The sequence below is a fragment of the Streptomyces sp. NPDC101166 genome (assembly GCF_044768125.1).
Lineage (GTDB): Bacteria > Actinomycetota > Actinomycetes > Streptomycetales > Streptomycetaceae > Streptomyces.
The window spans coordinates 51,289-63,936 of the sequence record NZ_JBIWPF010000008.1; the positions used below are offsets into that span (position 1 = coordinate 51,289).

The following is a 12,648-nucleotide window of genomic DNA, read 5'->3' on the forward strand; positions in this document are numbered from 1 at the left end:
CTGTGCTCGCTTACCTCATCAGGCGGCTGTTCGCCGCCGCAGTGATGCTGGTGGTCATCATCATGGTGGTCTTCGGCATCTTCTTCCTCGTCCCCAAGTGGGCGGGTGTCGACATCGCGCTGAGCTTCGTGGGCAAGCAGGCCGACCCTGCCGCCATCGCGGGCGTGCGCGAGAAGCTGGCTCTGGACGAACCGATCTACTTCCAGGTCTGGGAGTTCTTCAAGGGCATCTTCGCCGGCCGCACCTACACCGGCGGCGGGGACACCATCCAGTGCGCCGCGCCGTGCTTCGGCTACTCCTTCCGCAGCGAGCAGGCCGTCTGGCCGGTGCTGACCGACCGCTTCCCGGTGACCCTGGGCCTCGCGCTCGGCGCCGCCGTGCTGTGGTTGATCTTCGGCGTCGCGGCGGGCGTGCTCTCCGCGCTCAAGCGCGGCACCCTGTGGGACCGCGGTGCGATGATCGTCGCCCTCGCCGGCGTCTCGCTCCCCATCTACTTCACGGGCATGCTGAGCCTGGCCGTCTTCGCCTTCGGGCTGAAGTGGTTCAACGCGCAGTACGTGCCCCTGGAGGACAGCTTCGGCGGCTGGTTCGGCGGCATGATCCTGCCGTGGATCACCCTCGCGTTCCTCTACGCGGCGATGTACGCCCGGATCACCCGGGCCAACATGCTGGAGATCCTCGGCGAGGACTACATCCGCACCGCCCGCGCCAAGGGCCTCAAGGAGCAGACCGTCATCGGCAAGCACGCCATGCGCTCCACGATGACGCCCATCCTGACCATGCTCGGCATGGACCTCGGCGCCCTCATCGGCGGCGCGATCCTCACCGAGACCACGTTCAGCCTCCCCGGCCTCGGCCAGGCCGTGCTGAACGCCATCAGGAACCAGGACCTGCCCATCATTCTGGGCGTCGTCCTGATCACTTCTCTCGCGGTGCTCATCGCCAACCTCGTGGTGGACGTCCTGTACGCCGTGATCGACCCCCGAGTGAGGCTCGCATGACGGAACTCAGCAAGACCGGAGCGGCCGTGGGCGAGCCCACGTCGTCCTCCCCGGCTCCGAGCGCCTTCCTCGAAGTGCGCGACCTGAAGGTGCACTTCCCCACCGACGACGGCCTGGTCAAGTCCGTCGACGGACTCAGCTTCCAGCTGGAGAAGGGCAAGACCCTCGGCATCGTGGGCGAGTCCGGCTCCGGCAAGTCGGTCACCTCGCTCGGCATCATGGGCCTGCACACCGCCGGCCAGTACGGCAAGCGCAAGGCGCAGATCTCCGGCGAGATCTGGCTGGACGGCACCGAACTCCTCGGCGCCGACCCGGACCACGTGCGCAAGCTGCGCGGCCGCGAGATGGCGATGATCTTCCAGGACCCGCTGTCCGCGCTGCACCCGTACTACACGATCGGCCAGCAGATCGTGGAGGCGTACCGGATCCACCACGACGTCGACAAGAAGACCGCCAAGCGCCGCGCGGTCGAGATGCTCGACCGGGTGGGCATCCCGCAGCCGGACAAGCGGGTGGACAACTACCCGCACGAGTTCTCCGGCGGTATGCGTCAGCGCGCGATGATCGCGATGTCGCTGGTCAACAACCCCGAGCTGCTCATCGCGGACGAGCCGACGACCGCCCTGGACGTGACCGTCCAGGCGCAGATCCTCGACCTCATCCGCGACCTGCAGAAGGAGTTCGGCTCCGCGGTCATCGTCATCACCCACGACCTGGGCGTCGTCGCCGAACTCGCCGACGACATCCTGGTGATGTACGGCGGGCGCTGCGTCGAGCGGGGACCGGCCGAGAAGGTGTTCTACGAGCCCCGCCACCCCTACACCTGGGGTCTGCTCGGCTCGATGCCGCGGCTCGACCGCGACCAGCAGGAACGCCTGATCCCGGTCAAGGGCTCCCCGCCCTCCCTGATCAACGTCCCGTCCGGCTGCGCCTTCAACCCGCGCTGCCCGTACGCTGACCTCCCGAAGGACGACGTCACCCGCACGGTCCGCCCCGAGCTGGCCGAGGTCGGCAGCCGGCACTGGGCCGCCTGCCACCTGAGCAAGGAGCAGCGGGAGCGTATCTGGACCGAAGAGATTGCGCCGAAGCTGTGAGTGACGACAAAGCGGTGACGATTCCCGCGCAGGCTGGCGAGACCCGTCGTGCCGACGGCGAGGTGCTGCTGAAGGTCACCGGCCTGCAGAAGCACTTCCCGATCAAGAAGGGCCTGCTCCAGCGGCAGGTCGGCGCGGTGCACGCGGTCGACGGGCTGGACTTCGAGGTCCGTTCCGGCGAGACGCTCGGCGTCGTGGGCGAGTCCGGCTGCGGCAAGTCCACGATGGGCCGGCTGATCACCCGGCTGCTCGAACCGACCGGCGGCAAGGTCGAGTTCGAGGGCAAGGACATCACGCACCTCGGCGTGGGCGGCATGCGCCCGCTGCGCCGCGATGTGCAGATGATCTTCCAGGACCCGTACTCGTCGCTGAACCCGCGCCACACCATCGGCACGATCGTCGGCGCCCCCTTCAAGCTCCAGGGCGTCGAGCCCGAGGGCGGTGTCAAGAAGGAAGTGCAGCGGCTGCTGTCAGTCGTGGGTCTCAACCCCGAGCACTACAACCGCTACCCGCACGAGTTCTCCGGCGGTCAGCGCCAGCGCATCGGCATCGCCCGCGCGCTCGCGCTCAACCCCAAGCTGGTCGTGGCCGACGAGCCGGTGTCCGCGCTGGACGTGTCGATCCAGGCGCAGGTGGTCAACCTGCTCGACGACCTCCAGCAGGAGCTCGGCCTGACGTACGTGATCATCGCGCACGACCTCTCGGTCGTCCGGCACGTCTCGGACCGGATCGCGGTGATGTACCTCGGCAAGATCGTCGAGCTGGCCGACCGCGACGCGCTGTACAAGTCGCCGATGCACCCCTACACCAAGGCGCTGATGTCGGCGGTGCCGATCCCGGACCCGCGGCGCAAGAACGCCAAGAGCGAGCGGATCCTGCTCAAGGGCGACGTGCCCTCGCCGATCTCGCCGCCCACCGGCTGCCGGTTCCACACCCGGTGCTGGAAGGCGACGGAGATCTGCAAGACGACCGAGCCCAAGCTCGTCGAGCTGCGCCCCGGTCAGCAGGTCGCCTGCCACCACCCGGAGAACTTCGCCGACCAGGCCCCGCAGGACACCGTCCTGCTGACCGCCGCGAAGGAGGCGGCGGAGCTGGTGGCCGACGAGGTGCTCGCCGAGTCGGCGGAGACGTCGGCGGCGGTGGCGTCCCTCACGGAGGAGACGGCGACCGCCGAGGCGGAGCCGACGACGCCTCCCGCCCCGCCTGCGGAGACGCCCTCCAAGGAGAAGTAAGCACCACCGAGCCCCCGCCTTGCAATGGAAGGCGGGGGCTCTGTGCTGGGTCAGAATGGCAGGGTGTTCCAGCAAATGTTCAGCCCCTCCGTCCAGCACACCCTCGACCTGATCGGCATCTTCGTCTTCGCCATCTCCGGCGCGCTGCTGGCCGTCCGCAAGAACTTCGACGTCTTCGGCATCGCCGTGCTCGCCGAGGTCACCGCACTGGGCGGCGGGATCTTCCGTGATGTGATCATCGGCGCGGTGCCGCCCGCGGCCTTCACGGATCTGGGGTACTTCCTCACCCCGCTGTTCGCCGCCCTCCTCGTGGTCTTCCTCCACCCGCACGTGGAGCGCATCCAGACCGGCGTGAACGTCTTCGACGCGGCCGGCCTCGGCCTGTTCTGCGTCACGGGCACGACGAAGGCGTACGCCTACGGCCTCGGACTGACCGCCTCAGCCGCCCTGGGCCTGGCCACCGCCGTGGGCGGCGGAGTGCTGCGCGACGTCCTCGCCAACGAGGTGCCCTCACTGCTGCGCTGGGACCGCGACCTCTACGCGGTGCCGGCGATCGTCGGCGCCACGATCGTCGTGCTCTGCATCCGCTACGACGTCATCGGCCCGTGGGCCAGCGGCGGGGCCGCCGTCACCGCCTTCGTCCTGCGGCTGCTCGCGATGCGGTTCCACTGGCGAGCGCCTCGTGCGTGGAACCGTCGCTCGACGGTGCGGGAGGAGTAGAGGGAGCCGTCCTCACGCCGCCGACCGGCTGCTCGCCCATCTGCGTGGTGAGCCAGCGGAACGCCGGCACGATCTGCGGCCGCCACAGGGTCGCGTTGTGACCGCCCGCGCTCTTCGGCAGATACACGACGTGCACGCTCGTCGGCGCCTTCGCCGCCCGCCGCAGCGCGAGGGCGTCCTCGTAGCCGTCGTGCGGCTGGCCGGAGAGGTAGAGCGCGACGGCGGGCGGCTCGGCGGCCCGGCGCAGCACCAGCAGGGGATCGGTGGCCCGGCGCAGGGCCGGGTCCTGCGCGGCCATGGAGGAGGGCTCGCCCGCCGGATCGTTGTAGCCGGACAGGCTCACCGCGGCCCGGTAGCGGTCGGGGTGGGCGACGGCCAGCTCGACCGCGCAGTGCGCCCCGGCCGAGAACCCGGCGACCGCCCAGCCCCGGGGCGCGGGTTCGGCCCGGAAGTTGTCCATGACCATCTTCGGCACGTCCACGCTCAGCCAGGTGTCGGCGTTGACGGTGCCCGGCACGTCGGCGCAGCCGGTGTCCACACCGGGCAGCAGCGTGGTGCGCGGCGCGACGAGGATGAACGGAGCGACCTTGCCCGCGCGGATCTGCGGCAGCAGCCGCTCGTGCACCCCGAGCGGCCCGAACCAGGACTTCGGCGAGCCGGGATAACCCGGCAGCAGCTCCACCACGGGGAAGGTGCGGTGCCGGTAGGCGGGCTGGTCGTACTGCGACGGCAGCCACACGTAGACCTCCGCGTTCACGCCGGAGACCCGGCCTTCGAGCTGGGTGACGCGCACCCCGCCCGCCGCGTGCATGCCGGCTCCGTCGCCCTGGGTGAAGGTCTGCCGGACCCTGGGCAGCCGCGCCGCCGCGATGCCCGCCGCGCCGTCGGCGCCGAGGTCGGCGGCCTGCTCCACATGGCTGCCGGTGCCGAGCAGGTCGCCCCAGGTGTCGTACAGGTTGTTCGCGTTGTTGACCAGCACGAAGACCAGGGCGACGGCCGTGCCCTGGGCGAACAGCAGCATCAGCACCCTGGCCGAGGCCCGCACGGCCCTGGGCCCGCGCAGTCGCGACCACAGCAGCAGCGGCAGGGCGACGGCGACGAGGGCCAGGACGACCAGGGTGCAGAGGAACGGAGTCCCGGTGAGGCTCATGTCTGTGCAGAGGGGCGGCCGGGGGGAGGGGTTCACGGGGGAGGGGGACGCTTACCCGTGTCTTGCCGGGTTCTCACCTCTGAGGGGAGTGAGGCGCGCCCCGGCTCGGCTCCCACTCAGGCTCAGGCGCGGGCCGTGCGAGCAAAGCTACCGCTTAGTAATTTCCTGTTGTACGGTTCAGGCATGCCAGAAGCAGCCATCGCCCCCGCCGCAGTCGGCGACAGCGAGTTCGACCGCGACACCGCCGTCACCCCGCGCGAACCCGGCGTCTACGACACCGACCTCTCCGCAGGATGGACGATCTTCGGCGCCGTCAACGGCGGCTATCTCCTCGCGGTTCTGGGCCGCGCGCTGGCGGACACCCTCCCGCACGGCGACCCCTTCACCGTCTCCGCGCACTACCTCAGCGCCTCCCGCCCCGGCCCGGCCGTCGTGCGCACCGAGACGGTCCGCGCCGGCCGCACCCTCTCCACCGGGCAGGCCTCCCTCTTCCAGTACGACGGAGAGGGCCGCGAGGTCGAACGCATCCGCGTCCTCGCCTCCTACGGCGACCTCGACGCCCTCCCCGACGACGTCCGCACGTCGGCGAAGCCGCCCGCCTTTCCGCCGATCGGCCAGTGCTTCGGACCCGAGGACGGGCCCGCCCCCGCCCCCGACGCCGACCAGCAGCCCATCGCCCGGCGGCTGATGCTCAAGCTGGACCCGTCGACCGTCGGCTGGGCGCTCGGACAGCCCTCCGGCAAGGGTGAGATGAGGGCCTGGTTCGGCCTCGCCGACGGACGGGACGCCGACCCGCTCTCCCTGCTGCTCGCGGTGGACGCCCTGCCGCCCACCGCCTTCGACCTCGGGATCGCCGGCTGGGTCCCCACCGTCGAACTCACCGTCCACGTCCGCTGTCGCCCGGCCCCCGGCCCGGTGCGCGTCTCCATCACCACCCGCAACCTCGCGGGCGGCTTCCTGGAGGAGGACGCCGAGGTCTGGGACAGCGCGGACCGACTGGTCGCGCAGTCACGGCAGTTGGCCCGCGTCCGGCGTTGAGCGCGGGCGTGAGGTGTGCGTCGCCCGGCTGACAGGCGGCGCACAGGAGAGGCCGGGGCCAGGCCCAGGCTCCGGTGGTTGAGTCCCGCAGCAAGCGTTCCTCGTCCTCTCCGGAGCTGGTTCTCATGAAGCGTGCACTGAAGTCGGCCCGTCTCGCCCCCGCGGTGGCACTGCTGGCGCTCTCGCCCCTCGTCCTGGTGGCCTGCGGCTCGGGCGACTCCTCCTCGTCCACCTCCGGCAGCGGCTCCGCCGGGCAGCAGGGGTGTCAGGCCCCGTCCGGGATGCCCGGCGGGGCGCCGTCGGGAGTGCCGTCCGGGGCGCCCTCCGGTGCTCCGTCGGGGGCCGCCGCGTCGGGCGCGCCCGGCTCGATCCCGTCCGGCGCCCCGTCGGGCATGCCTTCGGGTGTGCCGAGCGGCGGACCCGGTGGCGGGCAGGGCGGTGGACCCGGTGGCGGGCAGGGCGGCGGCCAGGGTGGCCCCGGTGGCGGTCAGGGTGGCGGCTGCGGTGGTCCCGAGGGGCAGCAGCAGGGGCAGGCGCAGCAGCAGGGCTGACGTTCAGCGTGCTCCTGTGCGGCACGGGCGAACGGGCGGCGCACTCGGGGTGAGTGCGCCGCCCGTCCGTCTGCGCGGGCCGGTTCAGCCCAGCCAGTGATGGCGGCCGATGCTGATGAGCCGCATCTGGCGGGTGGCGAGCCGGGTGACGTACTCCTGGGCGGTCTCCCGTTCCGCCCGGACGTCTCGGTCCGCCTCGCCGTCCGCGCCGAGGTGGAGTTCCTTCTCCTGGGCCTCCAGGAACAGCGAGGCGGTGACGAGCATCTGGTCGACGTAGAGGTGGGAGAGCATCAGCAGGTCGTCGTCGCTCCAGCCCTGCGACTCCGGGTCCTTGGCCAGTTCGATCCTCACCTCCTCGGCGAATCGGCCGAGTTGGTCCCGGATCGCCTCCCGTACCGGCTGCACCCCGCCGTGCCGCTCGCGGGCGATGAAACGGACGTGAGCGGGGTACGCGTGAACGTGACGGGCGATCAACTCGACGGCGCGGGTGATGCGTTCGTCGCTGGACTGGGCGGTGGTCACGGTGGTCCGGATCATCGGGTGCAGGCTGCCCAGGGCCTCCTCGACCAGGGCCACGCCGAGGTCCGCGGTCGAGCGGAAGTGCCGGTAGAAGGCGGTCGGGGCGACGCCGACGGCGCGGGTGACCTCGCGCAGGCCCAGACTGCTCAGGCTCTGCTCCTCCAGCAGGCCCAGCGCCGCGTCGAGGAGCGCCTGCCGGGTCTTCTGTTTCTGGGCCTGACGGATGCCGAGAGTGTGACTCATATCATCCAGTTAACAACTGTTCTCTGGAAATGCAAGTCGCGAAGCACGGTAGACTCGAAAGTCAGTGAACAAGTGTAACCACAACTGTTCACCGAAACTTCACGAAGGGGGATCCGTTCCCATGCTGTTCCTCGTCGCCGCACTGCTGCTGCTCGGCGTCGTCCTGGGCACCGTCGCCCACGCGCCGCTCGGCTTCTCGCTCGCCGCGGCCGCCGTGATCGCCGCCTGGCTCGGCGTCTTCGCGCTCCGCGAGCGCCACGGCCGCCGCCACCACACCTCGTCCCACTGATCCGGAAGGAGCAGAACGACCATGCAGCTCACCGCACCGGCCTCCCGCCGCACGGGCGTCCGCGACACCGACGGCATGGCCGTCGCGTCCTTCGTCCTGGGCCTCGTCGGCCTCCTCGTCCTGAACGTGTTCCTCGGGCCCGTCGCGATCGTCCTGGCGTCCGTGGCCCTCTGGCGCGGCACCAAGCGCCGGGGCCGAGCCTGGCTCGGCCTCTCCCTGGGCGTCGCCGACCTGATCGTCCTGATCGCCTTCATGGAGGCCGACGCGACCGTCTCCTGGAACTTCTGACCCGGGCCGACGCCCGCCCCGCGCACTCGCGCGGAGGCCACCCCGCCGAGACGGCCCGCCCCCACCGCCGTGGGCAGCCGCTCCGGGTACGCCCGCGAGGAAACCGCGTGGCAGAGTCGGCGGCGCCGGACGCCTGCGCGAGGAAGCGCAGCTCAGGCAAGGCGCACGAGCCGGCCGCGACGCCGGCCCACCTTGGCGCGAGGCACCCGAACGCCGCCCCGTAGAATCGCCTCACCATGGCTTACCTCGACCACGCCGCGACCACTCCCATGCTCCCGGAGGCGGCAGAGGCACTGACTGCCCACCTGGGCGTCACCGGCAACGCCTCCTCCCTGCACGCGTCCGGCCGTCAGGCCCGCCGCACGGTCGAGGAATCCCGCGAGACCCTCGCGGAGTCGTTGGGCGCCCGCCCCAGCGAGGTCGTCCTCACCTCCGGCGGCACCGAGGCCGACAACCTCGCCGTCAAGGGCCTGTACTGGGCCCGCCGGGACGCCGCCCCCGCCCGCACCCGCGTCCTCGCCAGCCCCGTGGAGCACCACGCGGTCCTCGACGCCGTGCACTGGCTGGGCGAGCACGAGGGCGCCACCGTCGAGTACCTCCCCGTCGACGCCCACGGCAGGGTCCACCCCGACGCCCTCCGCGAAGCGATCGCCCGCGACCCCGCCGGCGTCGCCCTCGCCACCGTCATGTGGGCGAACAACGAGATCGGCACCCTCATGCCGGTCCGCGAACTCGCCGACGTCGCCGCCGAGTTCGACGTCCCCCTGCACGCCGACGCCGTCCAGGCCTTCGGTCAGGTGCCCGTCGACTTCGCCGCTTCCGGCCTCGCCGCGATGACCGTGTCCGGCCACAAGATCGGCGGCCCCTACGGCATCGGCGCGCTCCTGCTCGGCCGTGAGTACACCCCCGTACCCGTGCTGCACGGCGGCGGTCAGGAACGGCACGTCCGCTCCGGCACCCTCGACGTCCCCGCCGTCGCTTCCTTCGCCGTCGCCGGCCGCCTCGCCGCCGAGCAGCGCGAGTGGTTCGCCCGCGAGATCGGCGCCCTGCGCGACTCGCTGATCGACGCCGTCCGCACGGCCGTCCCGGACGCGATCCTCGGCGGCGACCCCGCACCCGAGGGCAGGCTCCCCGCCAACGCCCACTTCACCTTCCCCGGCTGCGAGGGCGACTCCCTGCTGCTGCTCCTGGACGCCCAGGGCATCGAGTGCTCCACCGGCTCCGCCTGCACCGCCGGCGTCGCCCAGCCCAGCCACGTCCTCCTCGCCACCGGCACCGATCCCGACCTGGCCCGCGGCACCCTCCGCTTCTCCCTCGGCCACACCTCCACCGAGGCCGACGTCGAAGCGGTCGCCGAGGCCATCGGCCCCGCCGTGGAACGCGCCCGCGCGGCCGGACTGACCTAAGGGACAGCCCTTAGCCGGTCCCGTTCGGATCAGTCGGACATGGTCCCGCGGCGGACCGACCCGGTCCCTGGCCGGTTCGGTCCGCATGGGTCCGGTCAGCCGACCGCGCGCAGTACCAGCCGTACGACCGCCATGACTCCTCGCCCGATCCATCCGAGCAGTCCCGTCTCCACGGCCAGCTCGGCAACGTCCGCGGCCGCGTCCCCCCGGTCCGGCCGAGCACGGCAGCGGGAACAGGGACGGGGCCAACGGCGCTTCTCCGCACCGCACTTATTGCATCTCGCCATGACCTCATTCTCTCTTTGCCGCCGGACCACGCCTCACGCCGCCGCGGTCTGCGCCTCCCGGACGAGTCTCAGATACCGGTCCCAGTCCCAGTGCTCGCCGGGATCGGTGTGGTCCGTCCCCGGCACCTCCACGTGCCCGACGATGTGCTCGCGGTCCACGGGGATGCCGTAACGCCGGCAGATCCCCGCCGTCAGCCGCGCCGACGCCGCGTACATCGCGTCCGTGAAGTCCCGCGGCCGGTCCACGAACCCCTCGTGCTCGATGCCGATGCTCCGCTCGTTGTACGACCGGTTGCCCGCGTGGTACGCCACGTCCAGCTCGCGGATCATCTGCGTGACACGGCCGTCCTGACGGACGATGTAGTGGGCGGCCGCCTTGTGGGACGGGTCCTGGAAGACCTTCACCGCGCTCGCGAAGTCCCCCTGCGTGACATGGACGACCACCATGTCGATGCCGTAGTCGTCCGGCCGGTCGGCATGGCGGTAGTTCGCCTCCGACGCCGCCACCCACCGCGCGCCGTGGAAGTCGACCGCCCCCTCCACCCGGGGCTTCTCCACCCCTGGCGCCCGCCACCACAGCCGGGCCAGCTCGTCGCGCGCCAGCGCCGCCGAACCGGCCGCCGCCGCCAGCCCGCCCACCAGCAGGGCCCGCCGCCCGAGCCGCCGGTCGCCGTCCTTCCCGCTCGCCCCCATACGCCCGCCCTGCCCCTCTGAATCCCTCATCCGCACCTCGACGCACCCGACCGGGCCGCCGTGCCCGGCCCGCGGGCCCCCATCCGCACCGGGCCCTCGAACACGTCCAACGGATACGCACGGGCTCCGGTTCCCGGCGACCCGTACCCTGGAAGGGTTATGACTGAGACCTCGCAGCGCCCCCGCCCCCTCCGCGTACTCGCCGCCATGTCGGGCGGGGTCGACTCCGCCGTCGCCGCCGCCCGCGCCGCGGAAGCCGGCCACGACGTGACCGGCGTCCACCTCGCGCTCTCCGCCAACCCGCAGTCGTTCCGCACGGGCGCGCGGGGCTGTTGCACCATCGAGGACTCCCGCGACGCCCGCCGCGCCGCCGACGTCATCGGCATCCCGTTCTACGTCTGGGACCTCGCCGACCGCTTCCGCGAGGACGTCGTCGAGGACTTCGTCGCCGAGTACGAGGCCGGCCGCACCCCCAATCCCTGCCTGCGCTGCAACGAGAAGATCAAGTTCGCCGCGCTCCTCGACAAGGCGCTCGCGCTGGGCTTCGACGCCGTGTGCACCGGCCACTACGCCAAGGTCGTCGTCCACGAGGACGGCACCCGCGAACTGCACCGCGCCTCCGACATGGCCAAGGACCAGTCCTACGTCCTGGGCGTCCTCGACGACCAGCAGCTCGCCCACGCGCTGTTCCCCCTCGGCGACACCCTGACCACCAAGGACGAGATCCGCGCCGAGGCCGAGCGGCGCGGCCTCGCCGTCGCCAAGAAGCCCGACTCGCACGACATCTGCTTCATCGCCGACGGCGACACCCAGGGCTTCCTCGCCCGCCGCCTGGGCAGGGCCGAGGGCGACATCGTCGACGAGGCCGGCAACAAGCTCGGCACGCACGAGGGCGCGTACGGCTTCACCATCGGCCAGCGTAAGGGGCTCAGGATCGGCACCCCGGCCGCCGACGGCAAGCCGCGCTACGTCCTGGACATCTCGCCGGTGAACAACACGGTGACCGTCGGCCCCGCCGACGCCCTCGACGTCACGGGCCTGACGGCGATCAAGCCCCGCTGGTGCGGCACGGCCCCCGACGGCCCCGGCGTCTACACCGCCCAGCTGCGCGCCCACGGCGGCGAGACCGAGGTGAGCGCCGAACTCGTCGACGGCATGCTGAACGTCGCCTTCACCGAGCCGGTCCGCGGCGTGGCCCCCGGCCAGGCGATCGTCCTGTACGACGGCACGCGCGTGGTGGGCTCGGCGACGATCGCGTCGACCACGCGCGCGACGACGGCGGCGGTGTGACGCCCCGAGGCTCCCTCAGGGCGTGAGGAACTCCGTGAGGACCGGCGCCAGAACGTTCGGGTCCACCATGTGCGTCTGGCCCTCCAGCATCCGGTGCGCGCCCCGGGGAACCCCCCGCGCGACCGCCTCGACGGCCCGGCGCAGCCACAGCGGGCTCTCCGAGCCCGCCACGGCCAGCACCGGCACGCCGACCCCGGCCAGCAGTTCCCGGGGCAGCAGCCCGTCTCCCATCACGGCGTCGTCGTAGGCGAGGGTCGGGGCGATCGCCTCCATCGCCGCCCACATCGGCGACTGGCGAGCGCCCTCGATCACCGCCTCGGCCAGACCCGTCAGCCGCAGGAAGGCCTCCACCGCGTCACCCCGGCGGTCCGCCGCCAGCGCCTCGGTCAACCGCGCGGTGTAGGCGGCACGCTCCTGCGCGCCGTGCTCGGAGAAGTCCGCGTACGGCGTCTCGTACACCGCCACCCGGGTCACCGGCAGTCCGCTCGCCGCCGCCCGGAGGGCCAGCGCTCCGCCCGAGGAGACGCCGTACAGCGCCGCCTCGCCGCCCGCCGCGTCGATCAGCGCGGCCAGGTCCTCCACCTCGCGTTCCACCGTGTACGGCGCCGTGTCACCGCTCTCACCGCGCCCCCGGCGGTCGTACCACAGGGCGGTGAAGCGCTGGGCGAGGAGCCCGGCCAGCGGCGCCACCGTGCCGCCCGTCGACATCGCCCCGCTGACCAGGATGACCGCGGGACCCTGCCCCGCGCGCGTGTACGCGAGTTCGGTGCCGTCGCGCGAAAAGGTCTTCTCGTCCATGCCTGTGCACACTGCCGCACGACACGGCGGCGAGCGCTCTGCGACACCT

Annotated in this window: 15 protein-coding genes; 10 read left to right on the top strand and 5 right to left on the bottom strand. The window is 72.0% G+C overall.

Translation table 11 applies throughout. The features are described 5' to 3' along the window. Positions 1-2: 2 nt before the first annotated feature. From ACIRS4_RS16195 to ACIRS4_RS16210, 4 genes are all read left to right on the top strand, one after another. Complete coding sequence (locus tag ACIRS4_RS16195; protein WP_404195611.1) at positions 3-1,001, top strand: ABC transporter permease; 999 nt, start codon at positions 3-5, stop codon at positions 999-1,001. Beyond that, on the top strand, positions 998-2,095 hold the full coding sequence (locus tag ACIRS4_RS16200) for an ABC transporter ATP-binding protein (RefSeq protein ID WP_404195614.1): 1,098 nt from the start codon (positions 998-1,000) through the stop codon (positions 2,093-2,095). The genes ACIRS4_RS16195 and ACIRS4_RS16200 overlap by 4 nt, the downstream gene beginning before the upstream one ends. Continuing rightward, positions 2,092-3,327 carry an ABC transporter ATP-binding protein gene (locus tag ACIRS4_RS16205; protein WP_404195617.1) on the top strand — a complete coding sequence of 412 codons (1,236 nt, stop codon included), beginning with the start codon at positions 2,092-2,094 and terminating at the stop codon, positions 3,325-3,327. Before ACIRS4_RS16200 ends, ACIRS4_RS16205 begins: the two co-directional genes overlap by 4 nt. A gap of 63 nt (positions 3,328-3,390) precedes the next feature. After that, positions 3,391-4,047: a trimeric intracellular cation channel family protein gene (locus tag ACIRS4_RS16210; RefSeq protein ID WP_404195619.1), complete on the top strand. Its 657-nt coding sequence runs from the start codon at positions 3,391-3,393 to the stop codon at positions 4,045-4,047. Here the strand turns inward: ACIRS4_RS16210 and ACIRS4_RS16215 are convergent. Then, positions 3,956-5,197 carry an alpha/beta hydrolase gene (locus ACIRS4_RS16215; protein ID WP_404195621.1) on the bottom strand — a complete coding sequence of 414 codons (1,242 nt, stop codon included), beginning with the start codon at positions 5,195-5,197 and terminating at the stop codon, positions 3,956-3,958. The genes ACIRS4_RS16210 and ACIRS4_RS16215 overlap by 92 nt on opposite strands. 183 nt (positions 5,198-5,380) lie before the next feature. On the opposite strand from ACIRS4_RS16215, the gene ACIRS4_RS16220 reads away from it, so the two are divergent. Then, positions 5,381-6,235, top strand: a complete 855-nt coding sequence (locus ACIRS4_RS16220; RefSeq protein WP_404195624.1) for a thioesterase family protein — start codon at positions 5,381-5,383, stop codon at positions 6,233-6,235. 125 nt (positions 6,236-6,360) lie between these two features. Further along, positions 6,361-6,786 carry a hypothetical protein gene (locus ACIRS4_RS16225; RefSeq protein WP_404195626.1) on the top strand — a complete coding sequence of 142 codons (426 nt, stop codon included), beginning with the start codon at positions 6,361-6,363 and terminating at the stop codon, positions 6,784-6,786. Positions 6,787-6,870: 84 nt separating this feature from the next. On the opposite strand, the gene ACIRS4_RS16230 is transcribed toward ACIRS4_RS16225, so the two are convergent. Continuing rightward, positions 6,871-7,548 carry a TetR family transcriptional regulator gene (locus tag ACIRS4_RS16230; RefSeq protein ID WP_404195629.1) on the bottom strand — a complete coding sequence of 226 codons (678 nt, stop codon included), beginning with the start codon at positions 7,546-7,548 and terminating at the stop codon, positions 6,871-6,873. 121 nt (positions 7,549-7,669) lie between these two features. Here ACIRS4_RS16230 and ACIRS4_RS16235 point away from each other — a divergent pair, with 121 nt between their 5' ends. The 3 genes from ACIRS4_RS16235 to ACIRS4_RS16245 all read left to right on the top strand — a co-directional run bounded on the left by ACIRS4_RS16235 (position 7,670) and on the right by ACIRS4_RS16245 (position 9,531). After that, positions 7,670-7,837: a hypothetical protein gene (locus ACIRS4_RS16235; protein ID WP_404195631.1), complete on the top strand. Its 168-nt coding sequence runs from the start codon at positions 7,670-7,672 to the stop codon at positions 7,835-7,837. Positions 7,838-7,858: 21 nt separating this feature from the next. After that, positions 7,859-8,125 carry a DUF4190 domain-containing protein gene (locus tag ACIRS4_RS16240; RefSeq protein WP_404195633.1) on the top strand — a complete coding sequence of 89 codons (267 nt, stop codon included), beginning with the start codon at positions 7,859-7,861 and terminating at the stop codon, positions 8,123-8,125. Between the two features lie 236 nt (positions 8,126-8,361). Further along, the gene (locus ACIRS4_RS16245; RefSeq protein ID WP_404195636.1) at positions 8,362-9,531 is read left to right on the top strand and encodes a cysteine desulfurase family protein; all 1,170 of its coding nucleotides are present in this window, start codon (positions 8,362-8,364) and stop codon (positions 9,529-9,531) included. 95 nt (positions 9,532-9,626) lie between these two features. Here the strand turns inward: ACIRS4_RS16245 and ACIRS4_RS16250 are convergent, their stop codons facing one another. Beyond that, on the bottom strand, positions 9,627-9,818 hold the full coding sequence (locus tag ACIRS4_RS16250) for a hypothetical protein (protein WP_404195639.1): 192 nt from the start codon (positions 9,816-9,818) through the stop codon (positions 9,627-9,629). 33 nt (positions 9,819-9,851) lie between these two features. Then, on the bottom strand, positions 9,852-10,541 hold the full coding sequence (locus ACIRS4_RS16255) for an N-acetylmuramoyl-L-alanine amidase (RefSeq protein ID WP_404195641.1): 690 nt from the start codon (positions 10,539-10,541) through the stop codon (positions 9,852-9,854). Between the two features lie 129 nt (positions 10,542-10,670). On the opposite strand from ACIRS4_RS16255, the gene mnmA reads away from it, so the two are divergent. Beyond that, the gene (gene mnmA, locus ACIRS4_RS16260) at positions 10,671-11,801 is read left to right on the top strand and encodes a tRNA 2-thiouridine(34) synthase MnmA (RefSeq protein ID WP_404195644.1); all 1,131 of its coding nucleotides are present in this window, start codon (positions 10,671-10,673) and stop codon (positions 11,799-11,801) included. Positions 11,802-11,816: 15 nt separating this feature from the next. Here the strand turns inward: mnmA and ACIRS4_RS16265 are convergent, their stop codons facing one another. Then, a complete protein-coding gene (locus ACIRS4_RS16265) occupies positions 11,817-12,599 on the bottom strand; it encodes an alpha/beta fold hydrolase (RefSeq protein ID WP_404195647.1) in 783 nt (260 codons plus the stop codon). Between the last annotated feature and the right edge of the window lie 49 nt (positions 12,600-12,648).